Genomic DNA, 16,809 nt, shown 5'->3' on the forward strand with positions numbered 1-16,809 from the left:
CCATTTCAGAATTAATGAAATGGGTATTTTAATCAAGTAATTTTTTACTTATTCTTTTTTAATCCACGTAAGTGTAATAACTCCTAATCTACCAATAAGAAAAATGATAAAACCAAATATAGTTGGTGTAATTTCGCATTTTAACCCCCGTGCTAAAACTTGGTGAGATACATCGTTAGCGACTGCTATCATAGTAAACATTTGGTATAATCCTAGAAAAAGACCAAAAAAACCAAAAACAAGGGCAAATAAACTTATCGATTTAATAAGTTCTCTATTTTTTGTTGAGTTCGTTTTAAAACTTTTTGCGATTAGGAAAAGAGTTAAAAATAAAAGAATAATTAAGGGAATCATAAATTGAATACCTCCTTCGATAATATATTTCATAGTATATGTTTTAAATTCATTTCAAAAATAGTAGGAATGTTTGTTCTTAAAATATAATTGAGGTGAATGAATCCTTTTTACTTGGTTTCTACAAAAAACAGGTAGTTTTAGTATAAAAAGTGTCAAATTTGCTTTTTAGAGATTAAAATAAGTAATCCGTCGCTAATTGTCCTAAAAATTAAATCTTTATTTTTATTTTGTAACATATGCAAAAAGAACTGATTTTAGTCTTAAAAAAAATACCCATACATTTTTTATGTTGGATGATTGTTTGGTTTTTCTTCAAAAGTTTTTTTAGTGTAGGTTCATCAAACAAAGCTTTTTTATTTTGGTTTTCTTCTCTTTTAAGTATTGTAACATTAATTATTGCGTATGTTTTTGTATATGATTTAATTCCTAAATATTTATTAAAAAAACAATATAAGAAATTTGTTCTTTATACTATTTATTCAGGTGTTTTTGTTGCTGCAACTATTTTAATGATAGAAGTAGTGGGGTTTGTGTTTTATTTTAATTTAGAATTTAAAAAAATGCCAGCATTAACTACAAATCCTGCTGTAATTTTGGTTTGTATTTTTTTTATTGTGATTTTGGCAAGCGGATTAAAAATATTAAAAAGTAATTATAAGTCTTTAGATGAAAAAAAGACTTTAGAAAATAAATTTTTACAAACTAAGTTAGAGTTAAAAGAACAAGAGTTAAAGTTCTTAAAAATGCAAATTCATCCACATTTTTTATTTAACTCTTTAAACACAATTTACGGTTTTGCAATCGCTAAAGCGGATGAAGCACCAGAAATGATTTTAAAATTATCTAATTTGTTAGATTATATTTTATATCAAGTTGATAAACCTAAAGTACTTTTAATAGAAGAAGTAAATCATTTAGAAGATTATATTTCTTTAGAGAAAATGCGTTTTCACGATACTTTAAAAGTGAATTTCAATAAAGAGAAATTAAAGGTTTCTCTTCAAATACCACCAATGTTATTAATTCCTTTTGTAGAAAATAGTTTTAAGCATGGTTTTGCTGCTAACGGAATTTTAAAAGTTGACATTCAACTTAAAGTTGATGCTAATTATTTGTTTTTTGAAATAGAAAATTCATCTAAAGAAAAAGAAGATATAAATGGCGGAATTGGTTTAGAGAATATTAAAACAAGACTAGAAATGTTATATCCGAAGAAACATCAACTAGAAATAATTGATAAAAAGGATGTATTTAAAGTATCTTTAAAAATTGAATTTTAATAGAGATTGTCATTTCGACCTTTTGGGAGAAATCACATAAAGTAACTCAACATTGTGTTATCACTGTTATGCGACTTCTCTCGCTATTCGAAGTGACAATTCTTGTGGTTTTTGTGTATTTTAATTTATTATTACTCGCTTTTTTTTACCCAGTTTGTCATTTCGATAGAATGAGGTACGAATGACGAGAAACCTTATGCTTTCTAATCTAAAAATAAATAGCTAAAAAAATGAATACTATAAATTGTGTTATTGTTGATGACGAGCCAGTTGCAAGAAAAATTATAGAAACTTTTGTGGCTAAAATTCCGAATTTAACTTTAGTAAAAAGTTGCAAAAACGCCATGGAAGCTTTCGAGATCGCAAATTCTAATAGCATAGATTTATTCTTTTTAGATATTAATATGCCAGACATTTCTGGTTTGTCTTTGACTAAATCAATAAACAAGAAGTCTAAAATTATTTTTACAACTGCTTACAGAGAATATGCTGTTGATGGTTTCGATTTGCAAGCGGTAGATTATTTACTAAAACCAATTGCATTCGATCGTTTTTTACAAGCGGTCAATAAGTTTTTTGAAACGCAAATTGTTATTGTGAAACAAGTGGATGTTGAGGAAGTGTCAGTAAAGAATGATTATATTTTTGTGCGTTCAGAACGTAAAATGGTAAAAGTTAATTTTGATGATATTTTATATGTTGAGAGTTTATCCGATTATATCAAAATTCACACAAAAGACATCGTTTTAGTAACTAGAGAAACGATTAGTAATTTAGAAATGAAATTGCCTTCTCAACAATTTTTAAGAATTCATAGGTCTTATATTATCAATTTAAGTAAGACAGATTCTTATACGAATGAATTTATTGAAATTGAAAAAAATGCAATTCCTATAAGTAGAACGTACAAAGAAAATGTACTTAAAAAGTTAAACGAAAATTCTTTGAAATAGTTTTATCTTTGAGGTAAATTTTATACGTTTGGATACAGCACAATTTATTTCAGAATCAAATAACAATTCAGTAGAAAAAGCAAGCTTTACGTGGCAAACACCAAGTAATATTGCGTTGGTAAAATATTGGGGAAAGAGTAATCCGCAAATACCAAAAAACGCTTCTATTAGTTTTACGTTAAACAATTGTCATACCATTACTACAATTGATTTTAAGCGTAAGCGTAATTCTGAACTTGATTTAGAATCTGAAAAAGTAGATTTCGATTTGTTTTTTGAAGGAAAACAAAAAGATGCTTTTAAACCAAAAATTGCTGAATTCTTTACAAGAATACAAGAATATTGTCCGTATATTTTTGACTATAAAATGATCATTAAATCAGAGAATTCTTTTCCGCATTCTAGTGGTATTGCTTCTTCCGCAAGCGGATTAAGTGCCATTGCAATGTGTTTGATGAGTTTAGAGTCTGCCTTAAATCCTGATTTATCAGTAGAAGAAATTAATAAAAAAGCTTCTTTTTTAGCGCGTTTAGGTTCGGGTAGTGCCAGTAGAAGTATAGAAGGACCAATGGTTGTTTGGGGAAATCACCCAGAAATAGAAGGCAGTTCAGATTTGTTTGGTGTAAAATTTCCTTACAAATTACATTCGGTTTTCGAGAATTATCAAGATGCAATTTTATTGGTTGACAAAGGCGAAAAGCAAGTTTCTAGTACGGTTGGCCATAATTTAATGCATGAGCATCCGTATGCAGAAAGTCGTTTTACACAGGCTAATGATAATTTATCAAAAATATCAGAGATTCTTAAAAACGGAGATATAAAAGCTTTTATCGGTTTGGTAGAAAGTGAAGCATTAACATTGCACGCAATGATGATGACAAGTAATCCGTATTTTATTTTGATGAAACCAAACACGTTAGAGATTATCAATAGTATTTGGGCATACAGAAATGAAAACGATAGCAATATTTGTTTTACGTTAGATGCTGGTGCAAACGTACATGTTTTGTATCCGGAGGATGAAAAAGAAACTGTAAATCAATTTATAGAAAATAAGCTTTCTAAATACTGTCAGAAAAATCAGTATATTTATGACTCTGTGGGCTTTGGAGCCAAACAATTGTAAATATCAGCATAAAAAATAATCTTAAATGAAAACGTTTATCAAGTTTATAGCAATACTAATTTTTCTTTTTACGGTATCTGTATCAGCACAAAAAACCACTTGGTTAGATGTTGATTTAAAAGAAACAAATCAGGCGAATTCTGTTTACTATAAAGTGATTTCTACAGATGCTAAAACAGTAAGTTATTTTTATAAAAGCGGAAAAACGTTTAGAAAAATAGGATATGTTAATGGTAGATTTGAAGGTGTTTTTTCTGAATTTTATGAAACAGGAGAGTTAAGAACTTCTGGAATGTATGAAAACGGATTAGAAGAAGGAGTTTGGAAAACCTATTATAAAAACGGAAAAAATAAAGAAAAAGGTAAATATGTAAGAGGAGAAAAGGTAGGAGTTTGGAAAACTTTTTACAAGAATTTTTAATAGTACCACCTTAACATAATATGTTGTATTTTTGCAGTACTATAAAAAAGAAAAATGAAAGGACCATTGTTTTATGCTAAAATCCTTCTCTTCGGAGAATACGGAATCATCAAAGATTCTAAAGGTTTAGCAATTCCGTTTAACGCCTACCGAGGAGTTTTAAAAACTGATTCTAATTTATCTGGAAATCATAAAGTTTCCAATCAAAATTTAGAACGCTTTTATAAACACTTATCTTTTTTAAAAACAGATTTAGTTTCTTTTAATTTAAAAGAATTAAAAAAGGATATAGATAACGGTATGTATTTCGATTCATCAATACCACAAGGTTATGGTGTTGGTAGTTCTGGAGCTTTGGTGGCATCTATTTATGATAAGTATGCAGCTGATAAAATAACGGTATTAGAAAACCTAACAAGAGATAAGTTGTTAAAGTTAAAAGAAGTTTTTTCTTTAATGGAATCTTTTTTTCATGGTAAGAGTTCTGGTTTAGATCCTTTAAATAGTTACTTAAGTTTGCCTATTTTAATAAATTCTAAAACTAATATAGAGCCTGCAGGGATTCCTTCTCAAAAACAAGGAAAAGGTGCTGTTTTCTTATTAGATTCAGAACAAATAGGAGAAACCGAGCCAATGGTAAACATCTTTATGAATAAGATGAAGAACGAAGGGTTTAGAAAAATGATTAGCGAGGAGTTTGCAACAACAACAGACGCTTGTATTGAAGATTTTTTAGGCGGAAACGTAAAATCGTTATTTGGTAATGTAAAATCATTGTCTAAAATTGTTTTAAAGAACTTTAAACCGATGATTCCTGATGCTTTTCATAAAGTTTGGGAAAATGGAATTATCAGTAACGATTATTATTTGAAACTTTGTGGTTCTGGAGGTGGTGGTTATATTTTAGGTTTTACAGAAGATTATGAGAAAGCTCAAATAAGTCTTAAAAATTACAAGTTAGAGTTGGTTTATAGATTCTAGTTTTATGCCCAGTTTTAAAGCAAAAAGATTCCTTTTTAAACTTTTTAGTTTAGTTTCAGTTATAAGAGGCTACAATATTCTTGTTTTAGTTTTAGCACAATACTTAGCGGCTATTTTTATTTTTTCACCTAAAAACACACTTAGAAGTGTTGTTTTTGATGTAGATTTATTATACATCGTTTTGGCAAGTATCTGTGTGGTTGCTGCAGGATATATTATCAATAATTTTTATGATGCAAAAGTAGATAGAATCAATAGACCTTTAAAAACAGGCATTGATAATTATGTAAAGCAGTCTACCAAACTAAAACTATATTTTACTTTAAATTTTTTAGGATTTATTTTTGGTCTTCTTATTTCTGGTAGGGCAGCTTTATTCTTTGCCATCTATATTTTTGCTATTTGGTTTTATTCGCATAAGTTAAAAAAGTATCCTTTTACGGGTTTGGTTTCTGCCACTATACTTACAATTCTTCCTTTTTTTGCTGTATTTGTGTACTTTCAGAACTTTTCAAAAATAATTTTTGTGCATGCAATTTTTTTGTTTTTGGTAATTATGGTAAGGGAATTGCTAAAAGATTTACAGAACATGAAAGGGGCAATAGTGAATGATTATGATACTTTTCCGGTGGTTTACGGAGAGCTGAAAACAAAACAGTTATCAATATTTTTATTGCTATTAACTTTGTTTCCTGTAGTTGTTTTGTTTAGTTATCCTGCGTTAAGTTATATGAGATATTATTTTTATTTTGCTTTAATTGTGTTGGTTTTTTTAGGGTTTTATCTTTGGAAATCTACAGAAACAAAACAATATAGAATGATGCATAATGTTTTGAAAGTGTTGCTTTTAATAGGTGTTTTTTCTTTAATTTTTATTGATACCTCTCTAATTGTAGAAAAAGTAATAGACAGATTGAATTAAGGTTTTTTATGCGTATTTTTGCAAAAATTTTAAGTAATGAATTCAAATAAAAACTCGTCGAGAGGACGACAAGAAGGTAAAAAAAGCACTCCACTAAGTAGAAAAAGTAAACCTTTAGCTAGAAAGAGTCCTAAAAAAACTTTTACCAAAATTAAAGAAACTCCAAAGTCTGATGAGACAACAGGAGTTCGTTTAAACAAATACATTGCAAATTCTGGAGTATGTTCTCGTAGAGAAGCAGATACTTATATAGAGCATGGTAGTGTAGAGGTAAACGGAAAACTAGTTACAGAAATGGGGTACAAAGTTCAGCCAGACGATATTGTTCGTTTTGATGGAACTTCTATTACGCCAGAACAAAAGAAATATATTCTTTTAAATAAGCCTAAAAATTACATCACCACTATGGATGATGATAGAGGAAGAAAAACCGTAATGGAATTGATTTCAAATGCATCTAAAGAAAGAATTTATCCTGTAGGTAGATTAGATAGAAATACAACAGGTTTGTTGTTGTTTACAAATGATGGTGATTTAGCTAAGAAACTAACGCATCCAAAACACAATGTTCGTAAATTATACCACGCATCTTTAGATAGAAAATTAGAGTTAAGAGACCTAGAAAAACTACGAGGAGAAGTTATTATTGAGGGGAGAAAAGTGTTTATTGATGCTGTTTCTTATGTAGATGGTCAGCCAAAATCAGAAATAGGTATCGAAATACATTCTGGTAGAAACAGAATTGTTCGTAAGATTTTTGAACACGTTGGTTATAAGGTAAACAAATTAGATAGAGTTGTTTTTGCAGAATTAACCAAGAGAAATTTACCTAGAGGTAGGTGGAGAGAGTTAACTAATTTAGAAGTTACCAATCTTCAGATAATGAAATAGAATCATTTAAAATCCAGCTAAAAGCTGGATTTTTTTGTCTTATTTTAAGATGGTTCTATTATCTATATCAACTACTTTAGATAAGTTGTTTTAGTTTATATAAAGCTTGTTAGGCTATTAAATGTTTTTAATAAGAGAGGTTGGGTTCTTTATCTAATAGAATAACAAAGTAATAAATAAGTTCACTTAGTATTCGTTAATGGAAAATAATAATTTTCTAAAAATTGTTGGCCAAAAAGTTTGTAAAAGCAAAAAACCGTTGAAAATCGTAAGATTAACAACGGTTATTGTACTGAAGGCGGGACTTGAACCCGCACGGCCATTACTGACCACTGGATTTTAAGTCCAGCGTGTCTACCAATTCCACCACTTCAGCATTGGTATTTTATTTAGTAAAGTAAAGTCAATTTAGACATAGTCAAAATGATCTATTTTTACTTTATTAATTTTTTAAGAACTTTTATTATTACCCTTGTTTTCAAGAGAGGTGCAAATATACTATCTTTTTATTGTAAAAAAGAAGTTTTCAAGATAAAAAACACTTTTTATTTTATTTTTTAAAAAGTAATTTATATTCAGATTGGTAAGTAGTTTATTTCTATGGATTTATCTTTTTTTTCTGAAAATTATAAAAACTTAAAATTATTGAATTTTTAAAAAAAAGACGGAAGTTTTAAGTTTGTAAAAGCAAAAAACCGTTGAAAATCGTAAGATTAACAACGGTTATTGTACTGAAGGCGGGACTTGAACCCGCACGGCCATTACTGACCACTGGATTTTAAGTCCAGCGTGTCTACCAATTCCACCACTTCAGCATGGAAATTGAACAGAGCGAAAGACGGGATTTGAACCCGCGACCCCCACCTTGGCAAGGTGATGCTCTACCCCTGAGCTACTTTCGCAGTCATTATTTTAAAAGAACTTTTCTTTTTGTTGCTCTTATTTCTAAGAGCGGTGCAAATATAATATCTTTTATTGTTTTGGCAAATTTTTAATTAATTTTTTTTTGCTTTTTTTTATTTGGTTTTATTTACTCATTAAAAAGATTGTTTTTAGTAGTAAAAAGAGGGGTAAAACTAATTAGTTCTTGTTTTTATTTTATAAAAAAAAATGATTTTATGTTTAAGCATTTTTAAAGGACTTAATATATTATAAGGTGTAAAGCTTGTTTCTTATTAAATAGAATTAACAAAGGTGTTTTAAAAGTTGTATCTGAATATTATGTTTCCGTAAAAGAGAATAGAGGTAAATAATTTTACTTAGTAGAAAGGATATATTCTTTAAATTATAAAAAAAGCATCCTAAATTTAGGATGCTTTTTTATAATTGAGGTAACTCACTCATTTACTTAAGTTAGTTACTTAAAAACAACTGTGTTGCTTATTTTGCTGCTGCGTAACGATTTTCAACTTCATTCCAGTTAATTACATTAAAAAATGCATTAATATAATCTGGTCTTCTGTTTTGGTAGTTTAAGTAGTAAGCATGTTCCCAAACGTCTAATCCTAAGATTGGAGTTCCTTTACAAGTAACACCTGGCATTAATGGATTGTCTTGGTTTGGTGTAGAACAAACTTCTAATTTACCTCCAGGTAAAACACATAACCATGCCCAACCAGAACCAAACTGAGTAGCTGCTGCTTTAGAAAAAGCGGCAATAAATTCATCTTTAGAACCAAAAGCAGCCTCAATAGCATCTTTTAAGTCTCCAGATAAATATCCTTTATCATTTGGGTTTAATACTGTCCAGAATAATGAGTGATTGAAAAAACCACCACCATTGTTTCTTACAGCACCGTTGCTCATGTCTAAATTAGTAAGAATATCTTCAATAGATTTCCCTTCTAAATCCGTACCTGCAATTGCATTGTTTAAGTTGTTTGTATATCCTTGATGATGTTTTGAATGGTGAATTTCCATTGTTTTTGCATCAATATTTGGTGCTAAAGCATCATAAGCGTATCCTAATTCTGGTAATTGAAAAGCCATTTTTATGTTTTTTTAAAAGTTATTATATTATATAGAACTGTAAAATTAACTATAAAAATATAGTTTTACAAGTAGTTTACGGTTTCATAATTTATTACAGTATAAAGAAGATTTATTCTCCGTGTATTTGCATAAATTCTTCTAGTTTATTTACCATATTTTTGCTTCCACAAATAAAAGGAACTCTTTGGTGTAACTCTGTTGGTTCTACATCCATAGTTCTTGTGTAACCATCAGAAGATTTACCGTTTGCTTGTTCTGCTATAAAAGCTATCGGGTTACATTCATATAATAAACGTAATTTTCCATCAGGGTTTCTAGAGCCTTTTGGATACATATAAATTCCTCCTTTAATCATATTTCTATGAAAATCAGAAACTAAAGAACCAATATATCTACTAGTATAAGGTCTGTCTTCTTCTTCTTCCTGACAATATTTTATGTATTTTTTTACACCTAAAGGAAAATCTAAATAATTTCCTTCATTAACAGAATACATTGTTCCATCTTCTGGAAACTGCATGTTTGGGTGCGATAAATAAAATGAACCAATTGCAGGGTTTAATGTAAAACCATTAACACCATCTCCAGTAGTATAAACAAGCATTGTAGAGGTCCCGTAAACAACATAACCTGCAGCAACTTGTGCACTACCTTTTTGTAAAAAATCTTCTAACTGAACAGGAACTCCTGTTGGTGTAACACGTCTATAAATAGAAAAAATGGTTCCTACAGAAACATTTACATCAATGTTAGATGAACCATCTAAAGGGTCAATTAAAACAACATATTTATTTTGATGGTTTTCATCGATACTGTTAATTGTAATAAAACTATCTTCTTCTTCACTGGCAATTCCACAAACAATATTTCTTCTGGTTAGCGTCTGAATAAACTTATCATTAGCATAAACATCTAATTTTTGTTGATCTTCACCTTGGATATTTGTATCTCCAGCTGCACCAATAATATCTACTAAACCCGCTTTGTTTACTTCGTGGTTTACCACTTTTGCGGCTAATCTAATAGAATTTAAAAGGCTTGAAAGTTCTCCGGAGCTATATTTAAAAGCATGTTGATTTTCAATAATAAATTCACCTAAAGTTTGTTTTTTTACTGCCATGTTGCTTAAAATGTTATTTTTTTAACAAATATCTATTTTTTTTAATTATTATCTGACTTTTTGTGTCTGTTTTTGGGTAATAATAGCTATTTATTTTAAGTTTTTTAAACAAATCAAAAAATATTGTATAAAATATTCAAATATTTTTAATGGATATGAAAAGAACTATCTTTGATTAAAATTTGTAAAAAATGGGTTTTATTATAAGAAAAGGAGTAGAAAAGGATATGGAGTCTGTATTAGATTTAATTACAGAATTAGCCGTTTTTGAAAAAGAACCAGATGCTGTAGAAATTACTGTAGAAGATTTAAAAAGAGATGGTTTTTCTGAGAATCCGAAGTTTCAAATTTTTGTTGCAGAACAAGAAAATAAAATTATTGGTATTGCTTTGTTTTATGAACGTTATTCTACATGGAAAGGGAGAACAATTCATTTAGAAGATTTAATAGTTACCCAAAGTAAACAGAAAATCGGAGCAGGAAAAGCATTGTATACCGCAGTTTTAAAATATGCGTATGACAATAATTTTAATAGAGTTGCTTGGGAGGTTATCGATTGGAATACCAATGCAGTAGAGTTTTACAAAAGTACAGGAGCCACTTATTTAAACGATTGGTCTGTAGTACAAATGAACAAAGAAAACTTATCAAAATTTATTCAAAATAGTTAAAATGAAGATTTTTAAATTTGGAGGAGCATCAGTAAAAGATGCAGCAAGTGTAAAAAATGTAACTCAGATTTTACAAAGTGAAGGAACAGAAAGTACAGTAGTTATAATTTCTGCAATGGGTAAAATAACCAATGCTTTTGAAGAAGTAATAGATGCATACTATAATAAGACAGATTTATTGTCGGAAAAACTAGGTGTTATAGAAGATTTTCATAAAAACTTAATGAATGATTTATTTGATAAAAATGATGAAGTTTATAAAGAAATTGATATTCTTTTAGGGGAATTAAGTTGGTTTTTAGCAAGAAATACTTCACAGAGATATAATTACGTTTACGATCAAATTATTTGTTTTGGAGAGCTTTTATCAACCAAAATAGTAAGTGCATATTTAACAAAAATTGGTGTAGAAAATAACTGGTTTGATGTTAGAAATTACATCAAAACAGATAGTAATTATAGAGATGCTAAAGTAGATTGGGATTTAACTCAGGCTATTATTAGTAATAAACTAGATGCTTCTAAATTAAATATTACACAAGGTTTTATTGCTGCAAATGATACAGAAAATACGACTACTTTAGGTAGAGAAGGGTCCGATTATACAGCAGGTATTTTTGCTTATTGTTTAGATGCAGAAAATGTAACTATTTGGAAAGACGTTCCGGGGGTTTTAAATGCAGATCCAAGAGTGTTTACAGATACTACTTTACTAGAACAAATATCTTACGAAGAAGCAATAGAAATGGCATTTTACGGAGCATCAGTAATTCATCCAAAAACGTTGCAGCCATTAGAAAGAAAAGACATTCCTTTATTGGTTCGTTCTTTTATCAACCCAAAAGAAATAGGAACAAGAGTTTCTAAAGGCACAAGGTTAGTACCTTATATACCGTGTTTTATTGTAAAGAAAGATCAGGTTTTAGTGTCTATTTCTGCTTTAGATTTTTCTTTTATGGTAGAAGATAACATTAGTTATATTTTTAAGAAATTACACGAATATCAGTTAAAAGTTAACCTAATTCAGAACTCCGCTCTTAGTTTTTCTGTTTGTATAGATAATAAATTTAATAAATTCGATGAATTTTATAATGAGCTAAAAACTCAGTTTAAAATAGATGTTCAAAAAGGAGTAGACTTATTTACAGTGCGTCATTTTGATGATAGAGCAATTACAAGTATTGAAGAAAAAGGAGTATCTTTATTGACACAAGTAAATAAAGAAACGATTCAAATTGTTTTAGCGACAAATTAATAATGTAATAATTCTTTTTTAGTATGTTTGCAGTTCCGTCTAATTATAATTTATGGCATTAGTAACATCTAAAGAAATTGCGCAAGTAATTGGTTTACATAAACTTGGGTTTTTGGGAACCTTTATGGGGTGGATCCTGTTAAGAATACTTCGCATCTCTGCGATCAATAGAATATACGAAAAAAACAAAAACAAGATTGATTTAGACTTTTTAAACGGCATTTTAGATGACTGCAATATAAAATTTGAAATCCCAGAAGAAGATTTAAAAAGAATTCCTAAAGAGGGACCTTTTATTACCGTTTCTAATCATCCTTTAGGAGGTATTGATGGTGTTTTGTTATTAAAATTACTGATAGAAAAAAGAGACGATTATAAAATTATAGCCAACTTTTTATTACATAGAGTAGCACCATTAAAGCCTTATGTAATGCCTGTAAATCCTTTTGAAACTAAAAAGGATGTAAAATCTAGTGTTGCGGGTATTAAAAACGCTTTGATGCATTTAAAAGAAGGAAATCCTTTAGGTATTTTTCCTGCAGGAGAAGTATCTACTTATAAAGATGGAAAATTAAATGTAGATAAACCTTGGGAAGAGGGTGCTGTAAAATTTATTAAGAATGCAAATGTACCTGTAATTCCTATTTATTTTCACGCAAAAAATAGTCGTCTTTTTTACTTTTTATCAAAAATATCAGACACTTTACGAACAGCCAAATTACCTTCGGAAGTAATCTCTCAAGGCGGTAAAGTGATAAAAGTAAGAATAGGGAAACCAATTTCTGTTAAAGACCAAGATGAGTTTAAAGATATTTCTTCTTATTCTGAGTTTCTAAGAAAGAAAACCTACATGTTGGCAAACCCTTTTGAAAAAGCCCATAAGTTACTTTCTACACAGAACATCAAAATTAAAAAATCGGTTAAGAAAATAACGCCTCAAAGAAGTACAGATTTATTTATTAAAGAAGTAGATGCTTTAAGAACAGGAGAGGGTAGGTTACTAGAAAGTAAGAGCTACGAAGTATTTTTTGCAAGTGCCAAGGAGATTCCTAATTTGTTACATGAAATAGGTAGATTACGCGAAATTACTTTTAGAGCCGTTGGTGAAGGAACAAATAAAGAAATAGATTTAGATAAGTTTGATAAATATTATCATCATTTGTTGTTGTGGGACAGAGAAGCAAACTGTTTGGCAGGAGCCTACAGAATGGGCCTTGGTAAAGCAATCTATAAAAAATATGGTATTAATGGATTCTATATTCAAACCTTGTTTAGAATAGAACCAGAACTATATCAAATGATGGATAACACCATAGAAATGGGGCGAGCTTTCATTATTGGCGAGTATCAGCAAAAACCAATGCCGCTCTTTTTATTATGGAAAGGAATTGTACATGTTACACTACGTTATCCAGAATATAAATATTTAATGGGCGGAGTTTCTATTAGCAATCAGTTTTCAGATTTTTCAAAATCGTTAATGATAGAGTTTATGAAATCTCATTATTACGACCCATATATTGCACAATACATTCACCCGAAGAAAGAATACAAAGTAAAATTAAAAGACGGCGATAAAGATTTTGTGTTTGATGCAACCAAAGCAGACATGCAAAAGTTCGATAAAATTATTGACGAAATAGAACCAGGAGCATTAAGAATCCCTGTGTTAATTAAAAAATACGTAAAACAAAATGCACGCTTGGTGGCCTTTAATGTAGATCCTAAATTTAATAATGCGGTAGACGGTTTAATGTATATAAAAGTGGCAGACATACCAGATAGCACTGTAAAACCTGTTATGGAAGAATTTCAGGCAGAGTTAGAGCGCAAGGCTACAGAAATGCAAAATAAGTAATATTTTTTTTATTTGGGCGTTCCCCAAAAGGGTCGGGCTTTACGTTGCAAGTCCTCGGTCGTTCCTCCCTGTGGGCTTTTCACTACAATCCCTAACGCGAGCTAGTTTATCTAAATAAGTTTTTTAATAAACTTCTGATTTCCCTTTTATTTAATAGGGAAATCAAAAGCGAAAATAATTCATAAAATACCTTATACACGCACGTTACCATCTCCAATAATATAATATTTATTGGTCACTAATTTTTTTAACCCTAACGGACCTCTGTGGTGTAATTTGTCTGTACTAATAGCTAATTCTGCGCCAACACCTAATTGCCCTCCATCTGTAAACCTTGTAGAAGAATTTTTATACACAGCAGCACAATCTACTTGTTGCATAAAACTTTCTGCATTTTCATCATTTGTGGTCATTATTGCTGCAGAATGTCCTCCAGAATATTTATTAATCATTTCGGTTGCTTCGTCTAAATTCTCTACAGCACCAATACAGCATTTTAATGCTAAAAATTCTTCTTTCCAAACACTCTCTTCAGAAATTACAGTTTCGTCTGTTAATATTTCTTTAACGCTTTTATCAACTAGAATAGTTACATTTCTTTCTTTTAAAACAGCCTGTAACTCTTTTAATTTTTCCTCGTAATTTTCTATATTTTTATTAATAAGAATTTTATCTAACGCATTACAAGCAGAAATTTTAGCTGTTTTTGCATTAATAATAACAGCCAAGGTTTTGTTCCATTCTGCATTTTCATCAATATAAATAAAGTTATTTCCTCTACCGCTAATTAAAACGGCACAAGTTGCATGTTCTTTTACAAAATTAATTAAGCGTTCGCCACCTCTAGGTACAATTAAATCTAATTGTTCTGTTGGGTTTTTTAAAAACGCTTGTGTTTCTGTTCTATCCATTTGCAAGAACTTTATATAATCTTCACTTAGCTTATTTTCTATTAATGCTTTGTGCCAAAGAGCTACTAAGAATTTGTTACTATGTATGGCTTCTTTACCGCCTTTTAGTAAAATTCTATTATTAGATTTAAAAGCTAAAACGGCAGCTTCTACGGTAACATCGGGTCTAGATTCGTAAATAATCATAATGGTGCCAAAAGGAGCCGTTTTATTGGTAACTTTTAATCCGTTTTCTAAAGTTTTATGACTTATAATTTGATTTACTGGGTCTTCTTGCGCTTTTACTTCATTGATGGCTTTTATCATTCCATCAATTTTTTGATCGTTTAAAATCAAACGGTCAAACATTGCCTGATCTTCTTTATTAAAAGCATCTAAATCTCTTTTGTTCGCTTTTAATAATGCTTCTCGATTTTCATCAAGAATTCTGGTCATGCTTGTTAATACGTTATTTTTAATGGTTGTATTTAATAATTTCATCTTATAGGTTTTAAAGTGCCACTTTTGTACCGACAGACTTTCCGTCAATAATATCAATAATCGTGTTATCCCTTTTTCCATTTGCTATATAAGTAGGTATGTTGTTAGAGGCTGCTTCTTGTGCATAATCTAATTTAGAACCCATTCCGCCTCTACCTTCTCCAGGTTTCTTATTGCTATCTTTTATGTATTTGTCCAAATCTTCATCTGGATTTACATTGGTAATTAAATTACTACTTTCTGCTTCTGGGTGTCCTGTATACAATCCATCAATATCGGTTAGAATAATTAATTTATCAGCATTTATTAACTGAGCAATTAAACTAGCCAACTCATCATTGTCAGAAAACATAGACATGGTTACAGAGACTGCATCATCTTCATTGGCAATGGGGATGACTCCTTCGGCCAATAAACCTTCGCAACAATTAATCATGTTTTGTCTATGCACACCCGGAGAAAAATCTCTTTTTGTTGGTAAAACTTGTGCACATTTCATTCCGTAATCATTAAAAATATTGTAATAATGACGCATCATTCTTGGTTGTCCAATGGCAGAATATACTTGTCTTCTTTGTGTTTCGTTTTCTATATTAGATTCTCCTAAAACTTCTTTACCAGCAATTACAGATCCAGAAGAAACTAGGATACAAATAATTCCACGTTCATATAATTCTGCAACCTGTTTTACTAAACGTCTTAAAACAGGTCTAACAATTCTGTTATCCCTATTTGTCATTACGTTGGTGCCTACTTTTATTACTATTCTTTCTTTATACATTCTAATGTTCTTTACCCATTTCTACAGCCCTGTTAAAAGCAGCAAAAGCAGCGTCTTTAATTAATTCATTTACATTATTATCTTCCATAGAATCTAATGCCGCACGTGTAGTACCACCTTTAGAAGCTACTTTTTCCATCCAAGAATTTGGCGATAAGTTAGATTGATTAAATAATTCTACGGCGCCTGTAAAAGTCTGACTTACCAATACAGAAGAATCGTTTTTTGAAAAGCCCATTTTTAAGGCTGCTTCCATCATACTTTGCATAAAGTAAAATACATAAGCGGGACCACTACCAGAAATTCCTGTAGATGCATCAATCAATTTTTCACTACTTACTTCCATAGATTTACCTGTGGTATCTAATAGGCTTTCTACAGTTAATTTTTCTATTCTAGATACTTCTGCAGAAGTTACGTAAGAGGTTAAACCTTTACCAATTTGTGCTGGTAGGTTTGGCATTGCTCTTACTATTTTGTTTAGTCCAGAATATTTTTTGATGTTTTCTATATTAACACCAGCCATAATAGATACAATAACCTGACCCGGTTTTGTAAAGGGTTTTAATGCTTTAAATAGGTTTTCTGCATGATATGGTTTTACTGCAATAAAGATAATGTCTGCTTTTGGTACACAGTCTTCTAGTTCCTTAAAGGCATCAAAGTGAGATATTTGGTTTAATTCTTCTAGCTTTTCTGCAGATTTGTCTAAAACCATGATGTTTTTTTTCTTTAACAATCTAGATTTAGACATTCCTTGGGCGTATGTTAGTCCCATGTTTCCTGCGCCAATTACTAATATTTTCATTT

16 protein-coding genes and 3 tRNA genes are annotated in these 16,809 nt (G+C 30.0%); 10 read left to right on the forward strand and 9 right to left on the reverse strand.

Features of this window, described 5'->3' with window-relative positions:
* Nucleotides 1–48: 48 nt before the first annotated feature.
* Entirely contained in the window at nucleotides 49–387 is a 339-nt protein-coding gene (locus GQR92_RS14230) for a hypothetical protein (RefSeq protein ID WP_158840665.1), read from the reverse strand.
* A 206-nt stretch (nucleotides 388–593) separates the two neighbouring features.
* On the opposite strand from GQR92_RS14230, the gene GQR92_RS14235 reads away from it, so the two are divergent.
* The 7 genes from GQR92_RS14235 to GQR92_RS14265 all read left to right on the forward strand — a co-directional run bounded on the left by GQR92_RS14235 (nucleotide 594) and on the right by GQR92_RS14265 (nucleotide 6,931).
* Nucleotides 594–1,637 (forward strand): sensor histidine kinase, encoded by a 1,044-nt coding sequence (locus tag GQR92_RS14235; RefSeq protein WP_158840667.1) that lies wholly within the window; start codon nucleotides 594–596, stop codon nucleotides 1,635–1,637.
* 230 nt (nucleotides 1,638–1,867) lie between these two features.
* Nucleotides 1,868–2,590 carry a LytR/AlgR family response regulator transcription factor gene (locus tag GQR92_RS14240; protein WP_158840669.1) on the forward strand — a complete coding sequence of 241 codons (723 nt, stop codon included), beginning with the start codon at nucleotides 1,868–1,870 and terminating at the stop codon, nucleotides 2,588–2,590.
* 28 nt (nucleotides 2,591–2,618) lie between these two features.
* A complete protein-coding gene (locus GQR92_RS14245) occupies nucleotides 2,619–3,716 on the forward strand; it encodes a diphosphomevalonate/mevalonate 3,5-bisphosphate decarboxylase family protein (protein ID WP_158840671.1) in 1,098 nt (365 codons plus the stop codon).
* 25 nt (nucleotides 3,717–3,741) lie between these two features.
* Complete coding sequence (locus tag GQR92_RS14250) at nucleotides 3,742–4,137, forward strand: toxin-antitoxin system YwqK family antitoxin (protein WP_158840673.1); 396 nt, start codon at nucleotides 3,742–3,744, stop codon at nucleotides 4,135–4,137.
* 54 nt (nucleotides 4,138–4,191) lie between these two features.
* A complete protein-coding gene (locus GQR92_RS14255) occupies nucleotides 4,192–5,118 on the forward strand; it encodes a mevalonate kinase family protein (RefSeq protein WP_158840675.1) in 927 nt (308 codons plus the stop codon).
* A 4-nt stretch (nucleotides 5,119–5,122) separates the two neighbouring features.
* Entirely contained in the window at nucleotides 5,123–6,040 is a 918-nt protein-coding gene (locus GQR92_RS14260) for a geranylgeranylglycerol-phosphate geranylgeranyltransferase (protein ID WP_158840677.1), read from the forward strand.
* Between the two features lie 36 nt (nucleotides 6,041–6,076).
* The gene (locus GQR92_RS14265; protein WP_158840679.1) at nucleotides 6,077–6,931 is read left to right on the forward strand and encodes a pseudouridine synthase; all 855 of its coding nucleotides are present in this window, start codon (nucleotides 6,077–6,079) and stop codon (nucleotides 6,929–6,931) included.
* A gap of 290 nt (nucleotides 6,932–7,221) precedes the next feature.
* Here GQR92_RS14265 and GQR92_RS14270 read toward each other — a convergent pair.
* From GQR92_RS14270 to fbp, 5 genes are all read right to left on the reverse strand, one after another.
* Nucleotides 7,222–7,307: transfer RNA gene (locus GQR92_RS14270), tRNA-Leu, on the reverse strand.
* A gap of 353 nt (nucleotides 7,308–7,660) precedes the next feature.
* Nucleotides 7,661–7,746 (reverse strand) — tRNA-Leu (locus tag GQR92_RS14275).
* A 15-nt stretch (nucleotides 7,747–7,761) separates the two neighbouring features.
* Nucleotides 7,762–7,833 (reverse strand) — tRNA-Gly (locus GQR92_RS14280).
* Between the two features lie 478 nt (nucleotides 7,834–8,311).
* Entirely contained in the window at nucleotides 8,312–8,920 is a 609-nt protein-coding gene (locus GQR92_RS14285) for a superoxide dismutase (protein WP_158840681.1), read from the reverse strand.
* A gap of 112 nt (nucleotides 8,921–9,032) precedes the next feature.
* Nucleotides 9,033–10,043, reverse strand: a complete 1,011-nt coding sequence (gene fbp, locus GQR92_RS14290; protein WP_158840683.1) for a class 1 fructose-bisphosphatase — start codon at nucleotides 10,041–10,043, stop codon at nucleotides 9,033–9,035.
* Nucleotides 10,044–10,234: 191 nt separating this feature from the next.
* On the opposite strand from fbp, the gene GQR92_RS14295 reads away from it, so the two are divergent.
* The 3 genes from GQR92_RS14295 to GQR92_RS14305 are packed head-to-tail and all read left to right on the forward strand — an operon-like array spanning nucleotide 10,235 to nucleotide 13,827.
* Nucleotides 10,235–10,714 carry a GNAT family N-acetyltransferase gene (locus GQR92_RS14295; protein WP_158840685.1) on the forward strand — a complete coding sequence of 160 codons (480 nt, stop codon included), beginning with the start codon at nucleotides 10,235–10,237 and terminating at the stop codon, nucleotides 10,712–10,714.
* A 1-nt stretch (nucleotide 10,715) separates the two neighbouring features.
* Complete coding sequence (locus GQR92_RS14300; RefSeq protein WP_158840687.1) at nucleotides 10,716–11,969, forward strand: aspartate kinase; 1,254 nt, start codon at nucleotides 10,716–10,718, stop codon at nucleotides 11,967–11,969.
* A 52-nt stretch (nucleotides 11,970–12,021) separates the two neighbouring features.
* A complete protein-coding gene (locus GQR92_RS14305) occupies nucleotides 12,022–13,827 on the forward strand; it encodes a GNAT family N-acyltransferase (RefSeq protein ID WP_158840689.1) in 1,806 nt (601 codons plus the stop codon).
* A 191-nt stretch (nucleotides 13,828–14,018) separates the two neighbouring features.
* Here the strand turns inward: GQR92_RS14305 and GQR92_RS14310 are convergent, their stop codons facing one another.
* Genes GQR92_RS14310 through proC form a run of 3 tightly spaced genes read right to left on the reverse strand, consistent with a single transcriptional unit; the run spans nucleotide 14,019 to nucleotide 16,807 of the window.
* Nucleotides 14,019–15,218 (reverse strand): glutamate-5-semialdehyde dehydrogenase, encoded by a 1,200-nt coding sequence (locus GQR92_RS14310; protein ID WP_158840691.1) that lies wholly within the window; start codon nucleotides 15,216–15,218, stop codon nucleotides 14,019–14,021.
* Between the two features lie 10 nt (nucleotides 15,219–15,228).
* The gene (gene proB, locus GQR92_RS14315) at nucleotides 15,229–15,999 is read right to left on the reverse strand and encodes a glutamate 5-kinase (RefSeq protein WP_158840693.1); all 771 of its coding nucleotides are present in this window, start codon (nucleotides 15,997–15,999) and stop codon (nucleotides 15,229–15,231) included.
* Between the two features lies 1 nt (nucleotide 16,000).
* Nucleotides 16,001–16,807, reverse strand: coding sequence for a pyrroline-5-carboxylate reductase (gene proC, locus GQR92_RS14320; protein WP_158840695.1), 807 nt, complete (start codon nucleotides 16,805–16,807; stop codon nucleotides 16,001–16,003).
* Nucleotides 16,808–16,809: the final 2 nt, after the last annotated feature.

The organism is Polaribacter sp. L3A8 (assembly GCF_009796785.1).
GTDB lineage: Bacteria > Bacteroidota > Bacteroidia > Flavobacteriales > Flavobacteriaceae > Polaribacter.

Bases quoted from the DNA above. Each gene is read 5' to 3' on its own strand.
- GQR92_RS14260 (WP_158840677.1), top strand. From the start codon at position 5,123: ATGCCCAGTTTTAAAGCAAAAAGATTCCTTTTTAAACTTTTTAGTTTA.
- GQR92_RS14310 (WP_158840691.1), bottom strand. From the start codon at position 15,218: ATGAAATTATTAAATACAACCATTAAAAATAACGTATTAACAAGCATG.
- fbp (WP_158840683.1), bottom strand. From the start codon at position 10,043: ATGGCAGTAAAAAAACAAACTTTAGGTGAATTTATTATTGAAAATCAA.
- GQR92_RS14285 (WP_158840681.1), bottom strand. From the start codon at position 8,920: ATGGCTTTTCAATTACCAGAATTAGGATACGCTTATGATGCTTTAGCA.
- GQR92_RS14265 (WP_158840679.1), top strand. From the start codon at position 6,077: ATGAATTCAAATAAAAACTCGTCGAGAGGACGACAAGAAGGTAAAAAA.
- GQR92_RS14255 (WP_158840675.1), top strand. From the start codon at position 4,192: ATGAAAGGACCATTGTTTTATGCTAAAATCCTTCTCTTCGGAGAATAC.
- GQR92_RS14240 (WP_158840669.1), top strand. From the start codon at position 1,868: ATGAATACTATAAATTGTGTTATTGTTGATGACGAGCCAGTTGCAAGA.
- GQR92_RS14300 (WP_158840687.1), top strand. From the start codon at position 10,716: ATGAAGATTTTTAAATTTGGAGGAGCATCAGTAAAAGATGCAGCAAGT.
- proC (WP_158840695.1), bottom strand. From the start codon at position 16,807: ATGAAAATATTAGTAATTGGCGCAGGAAACATGGGACTAACATACGCC.
- GQR92_RS14230 (WP_158840665.1), bottom strand. From the start codon at position 387: ATGAAATATATTATCGAAGGAGGTATTCAATTTATGATTCCCTTAATT.
- GQR92_RS14295 (WP_158840685.1), top strand. From the start codon at position 10,235: ATGGGTTTTATTATAAGAAAAGGAGTAGAAAAGGATATGGAGTCTGTA.
- GQR92_RS14235 (WP_158840667.1), top strand. From the start codon at position 594: ATGCAAAAAGAACTGATTTTAGTCTTAAAAAAAATACCCATACATTTT.
- proB (WP_158840693.1), bottom strand. From the start codon at position 15,999: ATGTATAAAGAAAGAATAGTAATAAAAGTAGGCACCAACGTAATGACA.
- GQR92_RS14305 (WP_158840689.1), top strand. From the start codon at position 12,022: ATGGCATTAGTAACATCTAAAGAAATTGCGCAAGTAATTGGTTTACAT.
- GQR92_RS14250 (WP_158840673.1), top strand. From the start codon at position 3,742: ATGAAAACGTTTATCAAGTTTATAGCAATACTAATTTTTCTTTTTACG.